Origin of the sequence: Labrenzia sp. C1B70 (assembly GCF_000475395.1) — a bacterium.
GTDB lineage: Bacteria > Pseudomonadota > Alphaproteobacteria > Rhizobiales > Stappiaceae > Roseibium > Roseibium algicola.
This window is the reverse complement of sequence record NZ_AXCE01000010.1, coordinates 311,699-333,478: the sequence shown is the minus strand read 5'-3', so window position 1 is coordinate 333,478 and position 21,780 is coordinate 311,699. Positions and strand designations below refer to the sequence as shown.

Here is a 21,780-nt window from a genome sequence, read left to right as displayed (position 1 = left end):
CCATCCGGATCACGACTGGATTGCCCAACGGGACGCTGGGTAGGCTCAAGCAGCTGAGACTGAGCAAGTGGCCCATCCTTCAAGACGGGCCTTTGGCCCTCCTCAGGATGAGGATCGTGCATGGTAAGGACAGGGAAAAGGCGCCAACGGCACCGTTCCTTTCCCCCTCATCCGTCATCCCGGACGCAGCGAAGCGAAGTTCCGGGATCGGGGCGCAAGGGCTTTCGTCAACAAAAAAGGGCGCCGACAGGCGCCCTTTTCGTTTCCTGAGATTGCCGTCTTATGCGGCGATGAGAATGTGGCTTTCTGCTAGCTGTTCGGCGAATTCCACGCCGCAGCCTGCTCCTGTCTGGCGCACGACCTTGCCTTGCAGCACGGTGCCATCCAGGAATTCCAGCGTCATCCGTTCGCCGATCGGCAGATCGGTCATATCCAGGATCTGCGCGCCGGTGACGCTGACGTCGATCAGCTGCGCGGCACGCTTGCGGCCATCCGCGAAGGTAATGGCAACATCCTCGGAAATCGCCTTGCGCACCGAACGTCTCCGGTCCTCGACGTCCTTCGTGACGTCCGCCAGGAACTTCTCGACCTCGCGGGCAAGGCTGTCGCTTGCCTCCGAAACCAGGTCGGACGCAGTGTTGACCGATCCGGCTTCCGTCGACGTTTGTTCAACTGCACCGGAAACAGACGACATGCTGCTGGCTGCATTGCCTGTACTGTCGCTGGCCGAACGGGCCGAGCGCGCGATTTCCTGGTTTGCCGCCCGCTGTTCCTCGATAGCACCTGCCACGGAACTGGTCAGGTTCTTGATGTCGGACACCTTCTCGGCAATGTGCTCGATGGCACCCGCTGCATCGCGGACCGAGGACTGGATGCCTGAAATCCGGCCGGAAATCTCGTCCGTCGCCTTGGAAGTCTGCTCTGCAAGCTGTTTGACTTCCGATGCCACGACCGCAAAACCGCGACCGGCTTCCCCCGCACGGGCTGCCTCAATGGTGGCATTGAGTGCCAGAAGGTTTGTCTGCTCTGCGATATCGCGAATGAGATTGACCACGCTGCCGATATGCTCGGCGGCTTCCGACAGCGTCTGAACGTTGCGGTTGGTCTGTTCCGCCGCTTCCACGGTCTCCAGAACGATGCGGGTGGTGGCTTCGGTCTGGTTGGCGATTTCCTGAACCGTGGCCGTCATTTCTTCTGTTGCGGCGGCAACGGCGGCGACGTTTTCAGAAGCACTGATGGAGGCGTGGCCTGCCTGATCGGATTCAGACTTCGCATTTGATGCCAGGTCTTCCAGCGTTGTGGCAGCACCGCGCATCCGTTCCATCTGGTCGGACACGGTTGCCAGGCGATCAGTCATGATCGACTTGAAGTCCGTGATCACCCCTTCCAGGAAAGCCTGGCGCTGGCGTTCCCTGTCACGTTCGTTGCGGGCCTGGTCTTCAAGATGACGGCGCTGAATGGCGTTTTCCTTGAAAATCGCCACGGCCTTGAACATGTCGCCAATCTCGTCGCCACGCTCGGACCCGTCCGTCTCTACGCGTGTGTCCCCATCAGCAAGCCGGTTCATGGCGGAGACCACCTTTCCGATCGGCTTCGTGATGGAACGAGCGGCGAAAAAGCCAAGGGCAGCGGCAATCGCAAGCAAGGCGAGCCCGGCGAGGATCATCCGGTTGCGCATCGTTGTCACCGGCGCCATCGCTTCAGCGTAGGTCTGCATGGCGACGATGGCGAAGTTCTTGCCCTGGTAGGTGAACTTCTCGGCTTCAACGTCCATCAGCTTGTCGCCGAAATAGGTATTCATGCCGAAGGCACTGCCTTCCGCGAAGGCCTTGTCGATGACAGGACCGCTCAGTTCCGTGGCCAGAATATCGTTCTTGTCGGCAGTGAGCGGCGTATCGTTGCGCATCAGACGATCTTCACCGATCAAGGCCAAATCACCGCTTTTTCCGAGCCCGAGACTACTGGCCATAAGGGAATTGATCTTGTCGATCGGCATCTGGAAGGCCAGAACACCAACCGTTTCACCATTCGCGTGAATCGGGTGCGCCATGAAGCTGGCGGGGGCGTCGAAGCTCGGCTTATAGGCGGCAAAATCCTCAAAGGCGACTTCGTCCTCTGCGGTGATCGCCATCGCCTTGCGATAGACTTCGCCCAGATCAGTATCGGCCCACTGGCTACCACCCTTTTCGAAATTCGTGGCGTAATCCAGTTCCTTGAAGACCGTGTAGACGAGGTTGCCCTTGGCGTCGAACAGGAACACGTCGTAATAACCCTGGTCCTGCTGCAGTTTCCGGAACCAGGGGTGATATTTGGCGTGCACCTCGTCGTAAGCCGACCCGGTCTCGGCCCGGTCGAGCTTGTATTTCTCGCCGGTCGGATGCGGGTTGCCGGTGATATAGGCAGCTTGCAGTTCTTCCTGCGGATTACCGCCGGACATTTTCCAGAAATCCCAGACGGAGGCGAACTCCTGAACGGCAGCAGCTGTGCCCGGATGTTCTGCTGTCAGAACAAGTTCGCGCTCAATCGAATGCAGGTAAGCGAGCGTTTCCTGCTTGCCGGTGCCGGCAGCTGCCTTGAGACGTTCCACTGTCAGTTTGTTCACGCTGATGGAGGACGTCATGTAACTTGAAACACCGATCCCGATGCCAACCACCGCAGCGGCGCCCAAAACCAGCGCCGGAATCTTTTTCGACAAACGCATGCCTGAGAACATTCGTGCCCCCCTCAGATGGCCCATTCAGCCAACGATCAAAACCGAACGTAGGGTAAGGACAAGGAGCGAACGAAAGCTTAATTTCATCGCATAAAGTTATTTTCAGGCAAATAATGGCGAAAGAATTCGGAACAACCTTCAAATCATACTGTCAATATTCGCAATATATTCTCTTTTGGGTTGAGCGCCTTTTCTTGAAGCAATCAATCACCAGCCGAATCATACGGACTTACCCTCAGGCAGTTTCGAGGCAGGCAACGAGGGCACCACGATGCTGGATCACCTTGCCGGCGAGACGTGCACCGGCATTAACGCTTGCCGGGACGTCGCCCCCCGAAAGATACTTCGCCAGAAACGCCGCGTTGAAGCTGTCGCCGGCTGCAGTCGTATCGACAATGCTGGAAACCGGCGCTGGCTGGAAAGCCTGCCGGGAAACGGCATCCGCGCAGATCACCTCTTCCGGCCCGTTCTTGACCACGACCATGCCTGCCCCTGCTGCCAGATAGCGGTCAGCACTGACGTCTGGCGTTGCATCACCGAAATGGGCCAGCTCGTCCTCGAAGGACGGCATCAGGAAATCACAGCAGCCGGCAGCTTCCGTAACACTTGCCCGCATGGTGTCTGCATCTTCCCAAAGACGCGGACGCAGGTTCGGGTCGAACGCCGTTTTGGCACCGGCTTTTCGCGCGGTTCTGAGTGCGTCCAGAAATTTTACCCGGTCTTCCGGTGGAAGGATCGCAAGGGTAATCCCGCTGAAGTAGATCAACCCCGCACCACTAAGCGCAGATGCAAGATGTGTCCCGTCCGCGGCAAGACACCGGGCTGCCGATTGCGAACGCCAGTATGCGAAGCTGCGTTCGCCGTCCTTCAGCTGGATCATGTAGAGGCCGACGGTCCGGTCGTCCCGCTTCTGGATGGCAGCCGTCTCCAGGTCGGATTCTTTCAGGAAAGAAAGCATCTGCTCCGACACCTGATCGCGGCCAACCGCAGTGTAATAGCCGACGGTCCAGTCGGCAGGCAGGCATTTGCGCGCATACCAGGCGGTGTTGAGCGTATCGCCGGCAAACCCCATGGCATAGGTGCCCTCACCCGTTGGTGCCATCTCGACCATACATTCGCCAATGGCAAGGAATTTGAGTGACACGGCGGGGCTCCTCGATGCTCGGGGATCAGAAAAACTAAAGGCGAAAACCCCGCAGAAAACCGGGATTTAAATCCATTAGCATGAAAGCCCATGCCTTAAAAAGTGGCACAAAGGTCTATGCCCCTTGCCAAAGCGGTTTGGCCGTCCGGATGATGGTCATTCATCCCCGGTTTCTGCTGTTTCTCGGATTAATTTTATTTGATGCCGGCGCGCATGAAGCTTTGGACAAACTGCCTCTGGAACAGCAGAAAGGCGATCAGCAGCGGCCCGGAGGTCATCAACGTCGCGGCATTGATGACCGACCATTCCACCCCGCTGTCGATGGCCGAGAAGATGCTGAGACCGACGGTAACCGGGCGTGTGTCCACCGAGTTGGTCACGATCAGCGGCCACAGGAAATTGTTCCAGTGGTGACTGACGGAAACGAGGCCATAGGCAAGATAGGTCGGCTTTGCGAGCGGAATATAGACCCGCCACAACACGCCCAGAACCGAAGCACCCTCGATGCGCGCTGCCTCGTCCAGTTCCTTCGGGATGGTCATGAAGGTTTGCCGCAGCAGGAAGATGCCGAAGCCGGACGCGATGTAGGGCAGCGCGATGGCGGGGATGGTGTCCACCAGATTGAGCATGCGCATGGTCTGATAGTTTTCCACCATCAGGATGTCCGGCATCACCAGAAGCTGCAGCAAGACAAGCGTAAAGAAGACATTGCGCCCGGGAAACTGGAACCGGGCGAAGGCAAAGGCGGCCAGTGTGCCGAGGAAAAACTGCCCGGCAAGGATCATCGACACCAGCAGGAAGGTGTTCAGGAAGTAACGGGCGAAGGGCGCCGCATCCCAGGCCTTTGAGAAATTGTCGAGTGTCAGCGGTGCAAGAAGCTCGAACCGTGCCTCGTAGGCCGCCGGATGAAAAGCGGTCCAGATGGCATAGGCCAGCGGCAGCACCCACAACAGTGCCAATGCCCAGGCAGCGAAGGTGTTGAGCACCCTGTCGAAGGAAAAGCCGGCGCCGGTCATTTGTAATGCACCTTGCGGTCGAAGAAGAAGAACTGGCCGATGGCAAGCAGCGACAGAAGCACCAGAAGAGCGACGGTGAGCGTTGCGCCATAGGCGGTTTCCCAGAAGCGGAATGCGACCTCGTAGATGTAGAACAGCAGCAGTGCCGAGGCGTTGTCCGGCCCACCGTCCGTCAGAATGAAGATATGGTCCACCAGGCGGAAGGAATTGATGACCGCGTTGACACAGACGAACAGGGTCGTCGGCATCAGGAGTGGAAAGGTGATCCGCCAGAAGATCGTCCAGCGCCCGGCGCCTTCGATCTGCGCGGCCTCCTTCAGCGTGACCGGAATTGCCTGCAGCGCCGCAAGATAAAAAATCATGAAGAAGCCGGCTTCCTTCCAGACGGTGACCACGATGATGGCGTTGAGCGCGGTGTCCGGGTTGCCGAGATAGTTGCTGGCAGGCCAGCCAAACAGGGCACCGGTGATCTGGTCGACCAGGCCAAAGCCGGGCGTGTAGAAAAACATCCAGATGTTGGCGACGGCGATCAGAGGCAGAACGGTTGGCGTGAAATAGGCCATGCGCACGAAGCTTCTGCCAACCAGCCTGTCGTTGACCCAGAGCGCCATGACGATCGCCAGACCAACGGAGATCGGAATGGTGCCAAAGGCGAACCAGACGTTGTTCCAGAGTACTTTCCAAAACACCGGGTCATCCAGCATGCGCTCATAATTGGATAGGCCGATGAACTTGGCCGGGCGGCGTCCGCGCGGGGTGGAAAAAAAGCTGTTCAGGAACGTCGTGACCGCGGGGATGTGGGTAAAGGCAAACAGGAACACCATTGCCGGCAGCAACAGCAGCCAGCCGTGGATCCAGTCGCGTTTCAAGGCAATGCCCCGCTTCATGGTCTAGGCCCCGATAAGGAGAAAAACCCGACCTAAAGCAAATTGCGGTTAGGACGGCGAAAGGTCTGGAGAACGGGACGGAACACCGGAGTGGGACCCGGCGCTCCGCCCCGAATGGCGTTAGCGGTATTCGCTCAGGATCTCGTCGGCCTGCGCCTGAGCTTCCTTCAGAGCCGTTTCGGCATCCTTCTGGCCGGTGATGGCAGCAGCAAGCGCATCGTTGAAGATGCCGGTCACGCGCTGGTTCTGGTAGGTCGCCAGTTCAGCCTTGGCGAAGTCCAGCTGGTCGCGGGCAACCAGGACAGCCGGGAAATCAGCCGCATAGGCTTTCATCGTGTCGGTTTCCCAGGTTTCGGCGCGCGGAGCGACGTAACCTGTTGCGATGGTCCACTTCGCGGACTGTTCCGGAGCCGTGATCCACTGAACGAACTTGACGGCAGCCTTGTTCTGTTCGTCGGAAGCTCCCTTGAACAGGTAGAAGTTGCCACCGCCGGTCGGTGCGCCGCGCTGTGCCTTTTCCGGCAGCATGGCAACGCCGAACTTGAACGGAGCATTGTCACGAACGTTGGTGAGGTTGCCGGTGGAGGTCCACATCATGGCCGTCTGGCCTTCGAAAAAGGCTTTCGGCGTTGCGCCCCACTCGATGATGCCCGGAGCCATCACTTCGTGCTTGGTGCTGAGATCGACAAGATACTGCAGCGCCTCGACCACCTTGGGATCGTCGAAGTTGGTCTTGTTGCCGTCGGCATTGGCCAGGATCGCGCCGTTTTCGATGGCAAGGCCCTGGAACAGCCAGTACGGGAAACCGGAAGACGGAATACGCACGCCCCACTGGGTGACATTGCCGCTGTCGTCTTTCTTCGTCAGCTTCTTGCCGAATTCGACCATTTCGTCCCAAGTTGCCGGAGCGACCTCCGGGTCAAGCCCGGCCGCTTCGAAGGCTTCCTTGTTCCAGTAGAGCACCGGCGTGGAGCGCTGGAACGGAATGCCGTAGGTCTTGCCGCCGGTCTGGCTGTTTTCCATGAATGCCGGATAAAAACCTTCGACCCATTTCTTGTCTTCGTCGCTGGTCAGATAGTCGTCGAAGGGCTGGATCAGGTCTTCATCGATCAGGGTGAACATGTCGGCAGACAGGATCACCGAAAGCTGGGGCGGGTTGCCGCCGCGCGAAGCGGTGATCGCCTTGGCGACGGTGTCCTGGTAGGAGCCGGCATAAACGGCGTCGATTGTAACGTCCGGGTTCTGCGCAACATAGGCGTCGGTCAGTTCCTGGATGGTGTCAGCAGCCTTGCCGCCAACGGCGACCGGAAAATAGAATTGCAAATCAACAGCCTGAGCGGAGGCCCAGGTGCTGAAGGAAAGCGCCGTTGCCGCAACGGCTTTCAGGAAAGTGGACTTCAACATCAGTTTACTTCCTAAGGTTCGAAAATCCGCAGGTCTGCGGTCGGTCTACGCGGGCGTGCGCAGCAGGTCAGGAGCGCAACAAGGCTCCGAACTCGGAAATGAGATCGTCTCGGCGGCGGCCGGTATCGGCGTCGAAAACATGAAGATCGTCCGGCGAAAAGCCGAGCTGCACGGACTGGCCGGGCGTGAAGGCCCGGCTGGCCGGAAGGCGCACCTGAAAACCGGTGCCGGCAACTTCGCAATCGGCCAGCACATCCGCCCCCAGATACTCGACGGCACGAACAGACGCGTTGACCGGGCCGCCGTCTTCCAGATGCATTGCCTCAGGGCGCAGGCCCAGCTTGAAGTCCGGCGCGGTGCACAGTTTCCTGAAGGCATTGGCCGGAAAGAGGTTCATTGGCGGGGTGCCGATGAAACGGGCGGCAAAGGGCGTTGCCGGTTTTTCGTAAAGATCCCGCGGGCTCGCCACCTGCTCCAGCCGGCCACCGTTCAAAAGCACCACCTGATCGGCCATGGTGATGGCCTCGACCTGATCATGCGTGACATAGACCATCGTGAAGCCGAGCTGCTGCTGCAGCGCGCGGATCTCCACCCGCATTTCATGGCGCAGCTTGGCGTCGAGATTGGACAGCGGCTCGTCCATCAGGCAGATCGGCTTTTCGCCGATGATTGCCCGTCCAAGCGCGACACGCTGCTGCTGACCGCCCGAAAGCTGACCCGGCTTGCGCTCCAGCAACTGGCCAAGGCCCAGAAGATCGGCAACCCTTGCAAGACGCCGGTCCCGCTCGGCCCTGCCGACCCGGCGGACCTTGAGGCCGAAAATGATGTTCTCGCCAACGTTCAGATGCGGAAACAGCGCATAGGACTGGAACACCATGGCAAGGTCACGCTTGGCCGACGGACGGCCGGTGACATCCTCTCCGCCGATCAGGATGCGTCCGCTGCTGACATTCTCGAGACCCGCAATCATGCGCAATGTCGTTGACTTGCCACAGCCGGACGGACCCAGAAGTGCCGTGAAGGAGCCTGCCGGAATATCGATCGACAGGCCATCGACGGCCACCGTCTCACCCCAGGCACGCGACACCGTTTCAAGGACGATCGGCTTGCCGGCGCCAGAGGGTTTCGCACCCGGGATATGCGGATCTGATGTCACGCCTCATCCCCGTCGTCGGCCACGAACACTTCCGTTTTTGTGCCTTCCAGCGATGCCAGGAAAACATCCGGCACCGGGCAATCGGTGAAGATCGCATCGACATCGCTGAGTTGACCGCCGCGCACATGGGCGTTCCGGCCGAACTTGCTGTGATCGAGGACCAGATAGGACCGGCGGCAATTGGCGAGTATCGACTGGCGGGCCGCCACTTCGTCCTCATGGAAATCCAGCAGCGTGCCGTCTTCATCGACACCGGCAACACCAAAAATGCCGATATCGACCTTGTAGTTGGAAAAGAACGCCTGCGCTGCGGACCCCAGCACGTCGCGGTCGCCATGACGCAACCGCCCGCCGGTGATGGTCACCTGAAACGACGGATTGACCGAAGCCGTGAAGGCCACGTTCAGATTGTTCGTGAAAACCGCCAGTTTCTCATGCCCAACCAGGGCCTGCATCACGATCTCCGGGGTGGTACCGATGGAAAACGCGATCGACTGGTTGTTGCCGACGTGGCCGGCCACCAGTTTCGCAATCAGCTGCTTTTCCGGAAGATTGAGGATCTGCCGGGTGGAATAATGGATGTTGGACGCCGGTGCCGGAGGCTCGACGCCGCCGTGGGTCCGGCGCAGGATCCCCAGTTCGCAAAGACCGTTGACGTCCCTGCGAATTGTCTGCGTGGTCACCTCGAACCGGTCCGCCAGTTCCTCGACGGACGCAAACCCTGCCTTTTGTACCAGATCCGCGATTTCGGCCTGACGCTTTGAAATGTCTATTTGCCCAAGCATGTTCTTCTGATCCGCCATCGTCCCCTCTCCTCCTGCAAATGCAGAAGGCCAGTTGCTCCAAAGGCATCATGTTGACTCGAAAAAGCCTGACTTCGAAGCCCGTTAAAACATTTTCATATGAACCTTATTCGACGCTCATATGAAAATGATGTGACAATAGGGGATAGCGGGCAGCCCAGGAACACAGGACGCGACAGCGTCCTCAGATTTCAGGACACCATTTTTCTATCTGTAATTGCCCGGGCTTTTCACGAGGCTGCCAGGTCGATTACCCGGCCGGGGACCAACCCTGCGGTTCGATGACAAGACGCTACCGAAGAAGAGACAAGACGGCGCAAAAGTAGAAGAATTGAATTCAATCGTGGAGGTTATGTAATAAAATAACAAATCTGTTTCGTCATCCAACTGTCAATCAGATGTCATGCAGCGTTTTTAAGTAGCTCCCGGGATGCACCCTCACCTCCGGGAGATATCATGAAAACGATCGTTTGCACTTCGCTCGCGCTGGCCCTTACCGGCTCCGTCGCCTTTGCTCAGGACGCCCTGCCGCAAGCCTCCAGCCAGTGGTACAAGGATGGCGAAGCCGCCATTCAGGCCATTTTGGACCGTCAGCCGAACACCAACCGCGCCAAGAACGTGATCCTGCTGATCGCAGACGGCAACGGTGTCGGCACCAACTACGCCACGCGCCTTTTCGACGGTCAGCAGAAAGGCATGCTGGGCGAGGAAAACGTTCTCCCTTACGAAACTCCGGAGTTCTACAGCGCCCTGGTCAAGACCTACAACATCAACGCCCAGACGCCGGACTCCGCTCCGACCGCCGGTTCGATGAACACGGGCGTGAAGCAGCGCTTCAACCTGATCAACCTCGGTGAAGAAGCCATCCATGACGATTGCTCCACCGTTGAAGGCAACCAGCTTGCCCTGTTCTCCGAAATGATGACCGAAGCCGGCAAGTCTGTCGGCGTGGTTTCCACTGCCCGCCTGACCCACGCAACTCCGGCTGCCGTCTACGCCAAGACCGCAAACCGCAACTGGGAAGACGCGGTGCCGGAAGGCTGCACCGCACAGAAGGACATCGCGACCCAGCTGATCGACGCCATGGAAGCCGGCACCGTCGATTTCGCAATGGGCGGCGGTGGCCGTTACTTCCTGCCGAAGGACAAGGAAATGGGTGGGCTGAAGGGCCGCCGCGAAGACAATGTCGACCTGGTTGAGCGTGCAACCGGACTGGGTGCTCAGTTCGCATCCGACACCGCCGGTTTCCAGTCGCTGAAGCTTGACGGCTCCAGCCCCGTACTGGCCCTGTTCAACAACAGCCACATGGAATATGAGGCCGACCGCGCCGACAATGACGAGCCGTCCCTGGCCGACATGACCAAGGCAGCCATCGAATATCTGTCCAAGAACGAAGGCGGCTACTACCTGGAAATCGAAGCCGGCCGCGTCGACCACGCCAACCATGACGGCAATGCAGCCCGCGCCATGCGCGACGGTGTTGCCTTTGCAGAAGCCGTTGCCATGGCTGACGAGCTGACCAACGATGAAGATACGCTCATCATCGTCACCGCCGACCACGAACATGCCATCGCCTTCAACGGTTATTGCGGCCGCGGTTCGGCCATCCTCGGCCTTTGCTACGACGTTGCCCAGGTGGGCATCAAACATTCCGACAAGGTTCTGACCGCGGACGACGGCAAGCCGTACACCGTGATCGGTTACCTGAACGGCACCGGCTCGGTTCTGAAGAAGGGCGAAGGCGAAAACGACTACACCGGCTCGCGCCCGGACCTCGACCAGGAAACCGCCACCGATCTGGACTACGTCCAGCAGGCGCTGATCCCCAAGTCCTCCGAAACCCATTCGGGTGAAGATGTTGCGGTTTACGCAAAGGGCCCGTGGGCACATCTGGTCGATGGCACCATCGAGCAGAACGTGATCTTCCACGTCATGAACCACGCTGTGAACGCCCAATAAGCCCTCAGTCAGCGTCCAACAAGCGCTCAGCGGGATCCCCGGCCGAATACCTGCCAGGGATCCTGAAGGCCTGCCGCCCGGCAGGCCTTTGCCTGTTTGTCATATTAGCCGGATAAGTTAGGAGCATGAATTGGCCAGAACCAGGGATGTCATGAACCGCAGACAGCTTATCGTCGGGCTCGGCCTCGCTCCGTTTGCCGGAATTCTGCTGCCGGACACGGCCGGTGCGGCGGACGCCCCCCTCAAGTTGCGCACGCTTTACAACAAGGACCGGAGCTTTTCCGACCTCGCCCATTCACTGGAAGGCACAAGGGTATCGGTCGGTGGCTACATGGCCCCACCCCTGAAGGCCGACAGCCAGTTCTTCGTGCTCACCAAGATTCCGATGGCAGTTTGCCCGTTCTGTGAAACCGAGGCGGAATGGCCGCGGGACATTCTCGCCATCTACACCAAGCGCATTGTCGACGTGGTCGCCTTCAACAGCAAGATCGTGACAAGGGGTGTTCTCGAACTGGGAACCTTCAAGGATCCCGAGACCGGGTTCGTCAGCCGGGCAAGACTTGTCGATGCTGTCTATGAACGCAGCTGACAGCGTCTCATGAATCTTGCTCTTCAAGTCGACGATCTCCGCGTCAGGACACCCGGTGGCCGGGTACTGCTGTCCTGCGATCACTTTGATGCAACACAAGGCGCGACCATCGGCCTGCGTGGCCCGTCAGGTGCCGGGAAATCGACCTTTCTCTACGCGCTCGCCGGACTGCACCCGGCTATGACAGGTCATATCCGCTGGGGTGCAACCGATCTGGTGCAGCTGAACGACGCCGCCCGCGCCGCGTTCCGCCGCAGCCATGTCGGGCTGATCTTCCAGGACTTCCTGCTGTTTGAAGAACTAAGCGCCCTTGGCAACGCCTCCCTTGCAACGGCGTTCAACCCGGCAGAAAAGCGCCGGTCGATCACCGACACCGCACGGGATTTTCTCAAGAGCCTCAAGGTGCCGGCAGAGGCGCGGACCGTAGACAGTTTTTCCGGAGGCGAACGCCAACGCACTGCGATTGCCCGCGCGCTGGCCCACGACCCCGAGATCATTCTCGCGGACGAACCAACGGCAAGCCTCGACCGCAAGACCGCCGATGCCCTGATCGAAGACCTAATCAGCCTGACCCGCGCGCGGAACAAGACGCTGATCGCCGTCAGCCACGACCAGCATCTGCTGGACCGGATGGATAGGATCATAGAAGTGACGGACGGCCACCTGCAGACGGAGGCGGCCGGTGCCTGACTTTTTCGCAGACCGCTGGCAGGACCTTTCGCCGCTTGCCCAGGACACGCTGTGGCTCGTGCTGCTTCTGTTACCCGTCGTGATAACCGGCCTGATCGTGATCTGGGGCTTCCGGCCACAGGCGCTGGTCGGAGCACTGCTCTGGCGCTTCCGCTGGACCAATCTGACCTTCGTTTTCCTGATCGCCATTTCCATCGGCATCGGCGTTGGCCTGATAGCCCAGGAACGCGGCCTCAGAAAGGGAACGGCACGGGCAGCGGAAAAGTTCGATCTGATCGTCGCAGCCCCCGGCAGCGAAATCACCATGATGTTTGCCGCCGTCTATCTGCAACCAAGCGACGTGCCGCTTCTGGGAGGCGAGATCTACAACGAGATTGCCCTCCATGACGACGTCGACCTTGCCGCCCCGATAGCCTTCGGCGACAGCTACCTGTCGTCACCCGTTGTCGGCACCACGCCTCAGTTCGTCACGCATCTGGCAGGGAACCTTGCCGAAGGCAGGCTCTTTGCCGGCAGCGGGGAAGCGGTTGCCGGCTCGCGGGTCAACCTGAAGCTTGGCGAGACATTCGAACCCGCGCACGGCATTGGTGACAGCGCGGAAGAAGATGCCCACGCCGGCCACGCGCTCACCATCGTCGGCAGGATGCCGCCCACCGGCAGCCCGTGGGACAAGGCCATTCTCGTTCCGGTGGAAAGCGTCTGGGAAGTGCACGGGCTGACCAATGGCCATGGCCCGGAACGACAGACACAGATCGGCCCGCCGTTTGACGCCGATTACTTCCCGGGAACACCGGCGATACTCGTTCATGCCAATGAGCTTTGGGCGAATTACGCCCTGCGGTCCGAGTTCACCCGCGACGACACCATGGCGTTCTTCCCCGGCGCGGTGCTTGCGCAACTTCATGCACTCATGGGGGACATCCGTCAGATCATGTCGGTGATGGCGGTGCTGACCCAGGTGCTGGTGACCGCCGGTGTCCTGACGGGGCTGATAGCCCTTGCCCGGTTGTTCGCCAGGCGTCTGGCACTCTTGCGGGCTCTCGGGGCACCGGGACGCTTCGTCTTTGCCGTGGTCTGGTCCTATGCCGCCACCCTGATTGTCCTGGGCTCGGCCGTCGGGCTGGGCGTAGGTTGGATCGCGGTCGATGTCATCTCCTCAATCGTCACCGCCCGAACGGACATTCTGGTGACGGCAACGCTCGACTGGCCGGAGTTTCACCTCATCGCCGGTTTCGTCAGTCTGACGGTTCTGCTCGCGCTTCTGCCGGCCTTCATGGCAATGTCACGTAATATCATTACTGATTTGCGCGCCTGACCTGAAGCCCGAAGGATCTTCCCGATATGCGCGCCCTTGCCGTCCTGTTGCTACTGCTGTTCTGCCTGCCTCACTCTGCTTTGGCGTCCGGCACACATACTGCCTCCGAAACAAGGCATGGCGATGCAGAAGCACACGAAACGCATGACGAAGCCGAACATCATCACGATGAGGATGAAGGCAGCCACGAAGGCACGTCTGAAGGCGTGCGTGCTGTCCACGCCTGGATCCGCGAGACTTCGGCCAACTCCGCGCTGCTTTTCGTCAACATCGAGAACACCTCCGGACGGCAGGTAAAGCTGGTTGGCGGTCACACCGAGATCGCCTCGAAGGTCGAACTGGTCGGCTTTGCCCTGAAGGACGGTGAAACCGGCTACGATCCCCTGCCGCCCGTTCCGATCCAACCGGGCAAGTCCCTCGTTCTTGCTCCCAACGCTCTCGCCCTGCGCCTCGGCGGCCTTACCCGCCCTTTCCGGGAAGGAGAGGAGTTCGAAATCGAGATCGAATTCGATTTCGGCCATATCGAGATGCAGGCCCAGGTCGAATCCATCAATGCAACCCGGCACAGCCATGCAGGGCATCAGCATTAGATCTGCCGGGATTAGAGGCAGGGATCAAGTGGGGTTGGTATCCCAAGCTTCAGTCGATGAATACCCCACCCCTAACCCCTCCCCACAAGGGGGAGGGAGATCAGTCCGTGCAGATTGAAAAGATCTCACTTGTCTGCCCGAATACCTGAAAAGGGATAGCGGGTTTCAGCGCACCTACATGTTAGCGCGGTAAAGCATTAGTCCCCCTCCCCCTTGTGGGGAGCGGTTAGGGGTGGGGGTCAACAGCGTTACCAAAAACACCCAACCCTGCCGGGAATATCACCTGTAAAGGAACGACCGCCCCTCGCCATCGAACAGATGCAGCTTTTCCGGTGGGGCCGTCAGGCGCAGTTCCGTGCCCTTCTCAACCTTGTAGATACCCGGAATCTTGGCAATGAAAGCATCGTGGCCTTCTCTCGGCGCGAAATAGAGCACTGTTGTCTCGCCGAGGGCTTCCACGATTTCGACATTCGCCGCGACCAGATAATCGTCACCTTCGGTAACGCTGAGATCTTCCGGACGCACGCCAAGCTTGACGCGCGCACCCTTGTCGCTGTCGAGCGAGGCAATCGGTACGTCCGCATGACCGCCATCGGACATCTGGACGGATGTCATCTGGCCGGTCGCCGTCACCTTGGCATCGACAAGGTTCATTGCCGGAGAGCCGATGAACTGGGCAACGAACGTGTTTGCGGGACGCTCGTAAAGGTCCAGCGGCGCACCGAATTGTTCCACGTCTCCACCATGCAGCACGACAATCCGGGTCGCGAGGGTCATCGCTTCCACCTGATCGTGGGTGACGTAGATCATGGTGCTTTCCGGCATGCTCTCCTTCAGCTGTGCGATCTCGATCCGGGTGGCAACACGCAAGGCGGCATCGAGGTTCGACAGCGGTTCGTCGAACAGGAATACCTTGGGATCCCGCACGATCGAGCGGCCGATGGCAACGCGCTGGCGTTGACCGCCGGACAGTGCTTTCGGCAGACGGTCGAGATAGGCAGTGAGCTGCAGTCTGTCCGCAGCCGCCCGCACCGCCTTGTCGATTTCGTCGCGCGACTTGCCCGCCAGCTTCAGGGCGAAGGCCATGTTGTCGTAGACCGTCATGTGCGGATAAAGCGCATAGGACTGGAACACCATGGCAATGCCGCGCTGTGCCGGCGGCACGTCGTTGACGACCACACCATCGATCTCCAGCGTTCCGCCGGTGATCTTTTCAAGTCCTGCGATCATCCGCAGCAACGTCGACTTTCCGCACCCGGACGGGCCGACGAAAACGATCAGCTCGCCTGCGTTGATCTCCATGTTGATGTTGCGCAGAACTTCGACCGATCCATAGGACTTGCTGACATTCTTCAAGGACAACGATGTCATGCCGGCTGCTCCCGATTGTTGATTTTGTTCATGTTATTTCACCGACCCGGCCAACAGGCCGCGCACGAGGTAGCGCTGCATCGCGAAGAACACGAAGAGCGGCACTGCGATGGACACAAAGGCCGCCGTCGCGAGAATTTCCCAGTTGCCGCCACGCGTTCCCAGGAGTTCGACGATCTGGTTGGTCATCACCGTGGTCGAGCCTGTGGCATCGATCAGGAACACCTTGGCCACCAGCAGATCGTTCCAGGTCCACAGGAACTGGAAGATGGCGAAGGACGCCAGGGCCGGAAAGCTGAGCGGCAGGATGATGCGGGTGAAGATCTGGAAATCCGTCGCCCCGTCCACCTTGGCATTCTCGATAATGTCCCGTGGCAATCCGACCATGTAGTTCCTGAGCAGATAGACCGCGAGCGGCATGCCGAAGGCCGTATGGGCCAGCCAGACCCCCATGTAGCCCTTGCCGATACCGACGGCGAGATGGAGCCGCAGCAGCGGAATGAGCGCCAGTTGCAACGGCACGACGAGCAGCGCCACAACGGCGGCGATCAAGAGGGCGCGGCCGGGAAATTCCATCCAGGCAAGGGCATAGGCTGCGAACGCCGCAATGACGATCGGGATGATCGTCGCCGGAATGGTGACCGTCAGCGTGTTGAAGAACGCCTTGCCCATGTTGTCCTGTCCGGTGCCGGAAAAGAGGATGGTCTGGTAGTTTTCCAGCGTGAATTCCGGCGGCACGGTCGCGGTCACGAAAACACGCTGGCCACGGCCGGAGATCTGCTTGTCATTGCCCTTCCAGACATAGGACCCGTCGGCGAGGAGCGTCAGGCTTTCGCCATCGCCCATATCCGCCGTTTCGCCCGGCTGGTAAGCAGACACGTCTCTGGACGAGACGCCCCACGAGCGGATCTCGCGCGGCTCACCTTCGAAGATGTTGCCGGACACGGTGAAAAGGTCTCCGTCGGCAACACGGGTCTCGTCCGGATCCAAAGTTCGGTAGACCTCGTTCTGTTCGGCCGGAAACAGCGCCGCCCACCAGCCTGAGCTGGAGATCTGGTCCGCGGTCCGGAAGGACGAGACGAAAAGCCCGACAGTCGGAAACAGCCACAACAGAACGAGCGCTGCGACGGAAATCTGAACGGCCCAGGTCAGGCCGGATTTTTTCCCAGCAATACTGGCCATCACTTCATCTCCTTCCGGGCGTTGTAAACGTTCCAGACGAGGATCGGCGTGACGAGCAGCATGATGATGATGGCACTCGCCGACCCCACTCCCCAATCGTTGGCACGGAAAAGCTTGTCGTACATGTAGTTGGCCAGAACCTGGGTCTCCCACTGGCCGTTGGTCATCGCGAAGACGATGTCGAACACCTTGAGCACGGTAAGCGTGATCGTCGTCCAGACGACTACGATGGTCCCCATGATCTGCGGCACCTTGATCTTGAAGAAGATCTGGAACGGATTGGCACCGTCAACGATCGCAGCTTCCACGGTTTCCTCCGGAATGCCGCGCAGGGCCGCGGACAGGATCACCATGGCAAAGCCGGTCTGGATCCAGATCAGCACCACCATCAGGAAGAAGTTGTTCCACAGCGGCAACGTCAGCCAGGTCTGCGGTTCGCCGTAGGGCACTTCGGCAATCCAGACACCGACCGCGGAACTCAGCGAAATCCAGATCAGCCAGATCCCGCCAACGGCGACCAGAAGGCGCAGGGGCAGAAGCCAGATCGACTTGTCCTCCCCCCGGGCGACAATGCCACGCACGAAGGTCCAGGCCACATAGGCAACAACAACAGCGAACGCCAGCAGGAGAAGGGTCGGAAGAAGCTGAAGAAAGACAACGGAGCCAATGCCACCGTCAAACTTCAGCCAGATCGCGTTCAGAACGCCGATCTGGTTCTGATCGGCGGCGCGCGTATCGTAGATCAGCTTGAAGATAACCGATGCGCCAACGAAAGAGATCGCCATCGGCATGAAGATCAGCGACTTGGCGAAGTTGCCCCATCTGATCCGGTCCGTGAGCTGGGCGACCAGCAGCCCGAAAGCCGTCGAGGCAGCCGGCACGACAATCAGCCATAGCATGTTGTTGCGCACCGCTTCCCAGAACTTCGCCTCGTTCATCATCTGGCGATAGTTGGCAAGGCCGACAAAAGCCCCTCCCTGGGAGCGGTCTGTCAGCGACAGTCGCAAGGTCTCGAAGACCGGATAGGCAAGATACAGCGTCAGAGCGAACAAGGCCGGGAACAGGAACAGCCAGGGCCGGATCATGTTGGCCCGGTTGATGTTCTTTCCTGCATTGGGGCCGCGCGCCGGAAACAGGACCTTGTCGAGAAAGACATTCGAAAAGAAGAAATAGGCAAGGCAGGCTCCAACGCCAACGACGATGGTAAAGAGCCCTAACAGTGCCGGATTGTCCGATAGCATGGCCGTTCCCTCCCATTATTGATTATGGGGAGGCACCCGGAAGACCGGGGGCTTCCTGCGTTTAGGAACTTTGTTTCTTGGACGTTTTCGCCGATCCGTCAGAAGAACGGCCAGCCTCCCTGGGGAGACCGGCCGCCTGAAGGATTACTTGAGGGCGTCCCAGCTTTTCTGGATTTCCTCGGCGACGGCTTTTGCGTCCTTGCCGCCGGTATAGTCGACCATTCCGGTCCAGAACGTGCCCGCGCCAACGGCACCCGGCATCAGGTCGGAGCCATCGAAACGGAAGGTGCTGGCATTGACCAGGATCTCGCCCTGACCGCGCAGCGTGTCGTCCTTGTAGGCTGCCGGGTTGGCACCCTTGTGAGGCGTGAGGAAGCCGGTCTGGGCCATCATCACTTCATGCGAGAGCGGCAGTTCGAAGAACTTCATCAGTTCGTTGGTCGCGTCGGACGGATTGGTGATCGCCATCAGCGTGCCACCACCGAGGACCGGGCTGCCGAGATCCTTTTCCGCGTAGGCCGGGAAGTAGAAGAAGTCGACGTCGGTGCCGAACTCGACCCCATCCGGGAAGAAGGCCGGCACGAAGGATGCCTGGCGGTGCAGGTAGCACTGCGGCGGCGAGGAGAAGAGACCCTTCGGGCTGTCACGGAAATCGGTGGAAGCAACGGCTCCCGCGCCGCCCGCGACCTTGGCATCGTCGCGTGCGAACCAGCCGAATTCCTCGATCGCGGCAACGACACGCTCGTCGTCAAAGGGGATCTCGTTGGTGGTCCACTGGTCGTAGACGTCAGCCGGCTGCGTGCGCAGCATCAGATCCTCGACCCAGTCGGTTGCCGGCCAGCCCGTGGCAGCACCTGAACCCAGACCGATACACCAGGGTGTTTCGCCATCGGCAACGATCTGCTCGGTCAGCGCCTTCAGCTCTTCCATGGTCGTCGGCACTTCATAGCCGGCGTCCTCGAAGTTTTCCGGCACGTACCAGACAAGGCTCTTGACGTTGACGTTATAGAAGAAGCCGAACAGCTGATCCTGGCCGTCGGCATCCTTGTAGGTGCCGAGGTTCACCCAGCTTTCACCGGCCCCGTAGTTGTTGGCGACCCAGTCGGCCATGCCTTCCGGAAGCGGCTTCAGCAGGCCGCGCGCAGCCATGTCGGCGGCAAGGCCCGGCTGCGGGAAGACAGCGATATTCGGTGCGGCGCCGGCTTCTGCATCAATCACGATCTGCTGTTCGAAGGAATCCGAACCGGTGTAAATGACTTCAGCGCCGGTAGCTTCGGTGAAATAGGCTAGCACGTTGCGGAAATAGCCGTCTTCCGGCTGCAGCCACGGGCCGGCGATCGTCACGGTCTGCCCCTTCAGGTCAGGCGCGCTCTCAGCCCATGCGTTGTAGCTGTCCCAGTTGAACGGGCCTTCGCCCGGAGCGAATTTCAGGTCAGCCGCGGATGCAGAGCCCGCGCCAAGCCCGATGGCAAGCGCCAGACCTGCCGTGCAGGCTTTCAAACGTAGTTTCATATCTGTCCTCCCAGATTGTCCCTATGCTGGAACACTCCACCCAAGGTGGCATACCTCGCCACCTTGCAGCAATACCTACCCGTTTTTCCAGGTCGGCAATTCTACCAGAACCCTTTATCCAAACCGCTTTGGATTTGGCCCTAACCATGTCTTCAGGCTTCGGCCTTGTCAAGCGCGCAACTCGCGAATTAATGTTGCATTTCAATAACAGCCTGTTGGGAGGGCGCTTTCAAAGCGTTTTGGGCCAGAATGAGCAATGGCGTAAACCTGAAAGAACTGTCGCAACGGCTGAACCTGTCTCAGACCACGGTAAGCCGCGCACTCAATGGCTATCCGGAAGTCAGCGAAGAAACGCGCAAACGCGTGACCGAGATGGCCGACAAGCTCGGCTACGCGCCCAACAGCCAGGCGCGGCGGCTTGCAACCGGCCGCGCAATGGCCATCGGCCATGTCATACCGCGCTCAATTCACGAGATGATGAACCCGATCTTTCTGGAGTTCATAGCCGGCGCCGGAGAGACCTATTCGCGCCACGGCTACGACATGATCATCTCCGTCGTCGACGATGCCAAGGAAGAAGACGCCTACCGGCAGATCGCCTCACGCAAGAAGGCCGACGGCGTGATCATTCACGGCCCCGCAAATGACGAACGCAGGCACAGGCTTCTGAAAGAACTCAATCTGCCCTTCGTCGTTCACGGACGCATCCCGGGTGCCGAGGAAGAAACATCGTGGATCGACATGAACAACCGGCGAGCCTTCGAGCGGGCGACGAACCTGCTGCTGGACCTCGGCCACACCCGGATCGCACTGTTGAACGGTCTGGAACACATGGACTTTGCCAACCGGCGCCGGCGCGGCTTCGAGGAAGCGCTGGCAGCACGGGGCCTGACACCGGACCCTGCCTTGATGCGCAGTGCGGACATGACCGAACCCTACGGCTGCGACAATGCGATGGAGATGCTGAAGAGCGACAATCCGCCGACCGCCTTCCTGATTTCGTCCATGATATCGGCGATCGGAGTCGCCCGCGCTGTCGGCCAGTGCGGATTGAAGACAGGCAGGGACGTGTCCATCATCACCCATGACGATGCCCTGTCTTTCCTGCCCAACAGCGGCGAAGTGCCGATTTTCACCTGCACCCGCTCCTCGGTTCGCTACGCCGGGGAAAAGGCTGCCGAGCTGCTCCTGAACATGATTTCCAATCCGGCCAGCAAACCGGCTTCCCTGCATCTGGACGCGGAGCTGATCATCGGACAGTCCACCGGCCCGGCCCCCGCTGCGCCAAAATGATCAAACGTGGCTGAGACCGCAGTCCTGCAGCAGATCCTTCATCCTGAGCATTCCGTTGAGACGGTGTAACCGCGCCGTCTCCGTGGCGCCGTCGGTGTCGCCGTCCCGGATCGCCTGCACAATCTTGCGATGATCGGCAGCATTTGAGGCCGGTGCCTTGTTCAGGCGCAGCAACACGGTGTTGGCCCGGTAGACCTGATCGAGAAACCCCTCGATTTCAGCTTCCAGACGCAGATTGCCGCTCGCCTTGGCCATCAGCCTGTGGAACCTGTCATCGTGTACGGCCCAGGCCTCGATGTCCTGGCGTTCCAGCGCATCATCGGCCTCGTTGAGCACTTCTTCGATTTCCGCGAGCGTCTCGTCACCCGCCTTGCGGCAAGCAGTGCCTGCGGCAAGGGCTTCAAGCGCCGAAAGGATCTGGTAGATCTCGCAGATGTCCTGCAGCGAAATCGGCAGAACCTTTGCTCCCCGGCGGGGCACGAGGTCCACCAGACCGTCAGCCTCCAGCCGGATAAGCGCTTCGCGAACCGGCGTCCGGCTCATGCCCAGCCGTGTCGCGATGTCCGGTTCCGGCGCCTGAAATCCGGGTGGCAATTGCCCGTTCAGGATCTCGGTTTTCAAGCGTTCATAAGCGTTGTCGACGCGAGTGGATCTGGCTTTCGTTGGCATTGCGGGATGCACCCGTTCTCCTGACGTGTCTTAAACAGTTTGCATTGTCCCGCACCTCTCGCTCGAGGCCGGAGCGGTATTTCTGATCGCTGAAGGCATTGCCCTCCGGCGCGGCCGCCCTGTTTTGGAAGCAAATCAATGCCGTATTGCTAATTATATCGATAGAATTTTATCCATCCCCATGCCCTCAGGGCACCCGGGTAGAGTTGGGACCTTCCGGATCCGCTCATTTGCTGGATTTTGCAC

At 59.7% G+C, this 21,780-nt stretch carries 18 protein-coding genes; 6 read left to right on the top strand and 12 right to left on the bottom strand.

Going from position 1 to position 21,780, the window contains the following annotated elements; genetic code table 11:
* Nucleotides 1-280: 280 nt before the first annotated feature.
* From Q666_RS47320 to Q666_RS47290, 7 genes are all read right to left on the bottom strand, one after another.
* Complete coding sequence (locus Q666_RS47320) at nt 281-2,701, bottom strand: methyl-accepting chemotaxis protein (protein WP_208994457.1); 2,421 nt, start codon at nt 2,699-2,701, stop codon at nt 281-283.
* A 247-nt stretch (nt 2,702-2,948) separates the two neighbouring features.
* Complete coding sequence (locus Q666_RS47315) at nt 2,949-3,857, bottom strand: sugar kinase (protein ID WP_031269370.1); 909 nt, start codon at nt 3,855-3,857, stop codon at nt 2,949-2,951.
* Nucleotides 3,858-4,051: 194 nt separating this feature from the next.
* Entirely contained in the window at nt 4,052-4,873 is an 822-nt protein-coding gene (locus Q666_RS47310) for a carbohydrate ABC transporter permease (protein WP_023001192.1), read from the bottom strand.
* On the bottom strand, nt 4,870-5,760 hold the full coding sequence (locus tag Q666_RS47305; protein ID WP_023001191.1) for a sugar ABC transporter permease: 891 nt from the start codon (nt 5,758-5,760) through the stop codon (nt 4,870-4,872). Before Q666_RS47305 ends, Q666_RS47310 begins: the two co-directional genes overlap by 4 nt.
* Before the next feature lie 120 nt (nt 5,761-5,880).
* Nucleotides 5,881-7,164, bottom strand: coding sequence for an ABC transporter substrate-binding protein (locus Q666_RS47300; protein WP_023001190.1), 1,284 nt, complete (start codon nt 7,162-7,164; stop codon nt 5,881-5,883).
* A 67-nt stretch (nt 7,165-7,231) separates the two neighbouring features.
* Entirely contained in the window at nt 7,232-8,320 is a 1,089-nt protein-coding gene (locus Q666_RS47295; protein WP_023001189.1) for an ABC transporter ATP-binding protein, read from the bottom strand.
* Entirely contained in the window at nt 8,317-9,123 is an 807-nt protein-coding gene (locus Q666_RS47290) for a DeoR/GlpR family DNA-binding transcription regulator (protein WP_023001188.1), read from the bottom strand. The genes Q666_RS47295 and Q666_RS47290 overlap by 4 nt, the downstream gene beginning before the upstream one ends.
* Nucleotides 9,124-9,579: 456 nt before the next feature.
* Between Q666_RS47290 and Q666_RS47285 the strand changes: the two genes are divergently transcribed.
* The 5 genes from Q666_RS47285 (at nt 9,580) to Q666_RS64855 (ending at nt 14,266) form a co-directional block, all read left to right on the top strand.
* Complete coding sequence (locus tag Q666_RS47285) at nt 9,580-11,082, top strand: alkaline phosphatase (RefSeq protein ID WP_023001187.1); 1,503 nt, start codon at nt 9,580-9,582, stop codon at nt 11,080-11,082.
* Nucleotides 11,083-11,212: 130 nt separating this feature from the next.
* Nucleotides 11,213-11,671 (top strand): hypothetical protein, encoded by a 459-nt coding sequence (locus tag Q666_RS47280; RefSeq protein ID WP_208993933.1) that lies wholly within the window; start codon nt 11,213-11,215, stop codon nt 11,669-11,671.
* 9 nt (nt 11,672-11,680) lie between these two features.
* Nucleotides 11,681-12,361 carry an ATP-binding cassette domain-containing protein gene (locus tag Q666_RS47275; protein ID WP_023001185.1) on the top strand — a complete coding sequence of 227 codons (681 nt, stop codon included), beginning with the start codon at nt 11,681-11,683 and terminating at the stop codon, nt 12,359-12,361.
* Complete coding sequence (locus Q666_RS47270) at nt 12,354-13,676, top strand: FtsX-like permease family protein (protein WP_023001184.1); 1,323 nt, start codon at nt 12,354-12,356, stop codon at nt 13,674-13,676. The genes Q666_RS47275 and Q666_RS47270 overlap by 8 nt, the downstream gene beginning before the upstream one ends.
* Nucleotides 13,677-13,702: 26 nt before the next feature.
* Entirely contained in the window at nt 13,703-14,266 is a 564-nt protein-coding gene (locus Q666_RS64855) for a copper chaperone PCu(A)C (protein ID WP_023001183.1), read from the top strand.
* A gap of 279 nt (nt 14,267-14,545) precedes the next feature.
* Here the strand turns inward: Q666_RS64855 and ugpC are convergent, their stop codons facing one another.
* From ugpC to Q666_RS47250, 4 genes are all read right to left on the bottom strand, one after another.
* On the bottom strand, nt 14,546-15,637 hold the full coding sequence (ugpC, locus tag Q666_RS47265; protein ID WP_023001182.1) for a sn-glycerol-3-phosphate ABC transporter ATP-binding protein UgpC: 1,092 nt from the start codon (nt 15,635-15,637) through the stop codon (nt 14,546-14,548).
* A gap of 33 nt (nt 15,638-15,670) precedes the next feature.
* Entirely contained in the window at nt 15,671-16,819 is a 1,149-nt protein-coding gene (locus Q666_RS47260) for a carbohydrate ABC transporter permease (protein WP_023001181.1), read from the bottom strand.
* A complete protein-coding gene (locus tag Q666_RS47255) occupies nt 16,819-18,060 on the bottom strand; it encodes a sugar ABC transporter permease (RefSeq protein ID WP_023001180.1) in 1,242 nt (413 codons plus the stop codon). The genes Q666_RS47260 and Q666_RS47255 overlap by 1 nt, the downstream gene beginning before the upstream one ends.
* Nucleotides 18,061-18,204: 144 nt before the next feature.
* Nucleotides 18,205-19,572 carry an ABC transporter substrate-binding protein gene (locus tag Q666_RS47250; protein WP_023001179.1) on the bottom strand — a complete coding sequence of 456 codons (1,368 nt, stop codon included), beginning with the start codon at nt 19,570-19,572 and terminating at the stop codon, nt 18,205-18,207.
* A 249-nt stretch (nt 19,573-19,821) separates the two neighbouring features.
* Here Q666_RS47250 and Q666_RS47245 point away from each other — a divergent pair, with 249 nt between their 5' ends.
* On the top strand, nt 19,822-20,865 hold the full coding sequence (locus tag Q666_RS47245; RefSeq protein ID WP_023001178.1) for a substrate-binding domain-containing protein: 1,044 nt from the start codon (nt 19,822-19,824) through the stop codon (nt 20,863-20,865).
* Here the strand turns inward: Q666_RS47245 and Q666_RS47240 are convergent, their stop codons facing one another.
* Nucleotides 20,866-21,534, bottom strand: coding sequence for a GntR family transcriptional regulator (locus Q666_RS47240; protein WP_023001177.1), 669 nt, complete (start codon nt 21,532-21,534; stop codon nt 20,866-20,868).
* Nucleotides 21,535-21,780 lie beyond the last annotated feature (246 nt).

What these genes read in the sequence shown, in the direction of transcription:
- Q666_RS47250 (WP_023001179.1), bottom strand. Translation starts at nt 19,572, where the DNA reads ATGAAACTACGTTTGAAAGCCTGCACGGCAGGTCTGGCGCTTGCCATC.
- Q666_RS47255 (WP_023001180.1), bottom strand. Translation starts at nt 18,060, where the DNA reads ATGCTATCGGACAATCCGGCACTGTTAGGGCTCTTTACCATCGTCGTT.
- Q666_RS47305 (WP_023001191.1), bottom strand. Translation starts at nt 5,760, where the DNA reads ATGAAGCGGGGCATTGCCTTGAAACGCGACTGGATCCACGGCTGGCTG.
- Q666_RS47240 (WP_023001177.1), bottom strand. Translation starts at nt 21,534, where the DNA reads ATGCCAACGAAAGCCAGATCCACTCGCGTCGACAACGCTTATGAACGC.
- Q666_RS47310 (WP_023001192.1), bottom strand. Translation starts at nt 4,873, where the DNA reads ATGACCGGCGCCGGCTTTTCCTTCGACAGGGTGCTCAACACCTTCGCT.
- Q666_RS47245 (WP_023001178.1), top strand. Translation starts at nt 19,822, where the DNA reads ATGAGCAATGGCGTAAACCTGAAAGAACTGTCGCAACGGCTGAACCTG.
- Q666_RS47260 (WP_023001181.1), bottom strand. Translation starts at nt 16,819, where the DNA reads ATGGCCAGTATTGCTGGGAAAAAATCCGGCCTGACCTGGGCCGTTCAG.
- ugpC (WP_023001182.1), bottom strand. Translation starts at nt 15,637, where the DNA reads ATGACATCGTTGTCCTTGAAGAATGTCAGCAAGTCCTATGGATCGGTC.
- Q666_RS64855 (WP_023001183.1), top strand. Translation starts at nt 13,703, where the DNA reads ATGCGCGCCCTTGCCGTCCTGTTGCTACTGCTGTTCTGCCTGCCTCAC.
- Q666_RS47285 (WP_023001187.1), top strand. Translation starts at nt 9,580, where the DNA reads ATGAAAACGATCGTTTGCACTTCGCTCGCGCTGGCCCTTACCGGCTCC.
- Q666_RS47290 (WP_023001188.1), bottom strand. Translation starts at nt 9,123, where the DNA reads ATGGCGGATCAGAAGAACATGCTTGGGCAAATAGACATTTCAAAGCGT.
- Q666_RS47275 (WP_023001185.1), top strand. Translation starts at nt 11,681, where the DNA reads ATGAATCTTGCTCTTCAAGTCGACGATCTCCGCGTCAGGACACCCGGT.
- Q666_RS47300 (WP_023001190.1), bottom strand. Translation starts at nt 7,164, where the DNA reads ATGTTGAAGTCCACTTTCCTGAAAGCCGTTGCGGCAACGGCGCTTTCC.
- Q666_RS47320 (WP_208994457.1), bottom strand. Translation starts at nt 2,701, where the DNA reads ATGCGTTTGTCGAAAAAGATTCCGGCGCTGGTTTTGGGCGCCGCTGCG.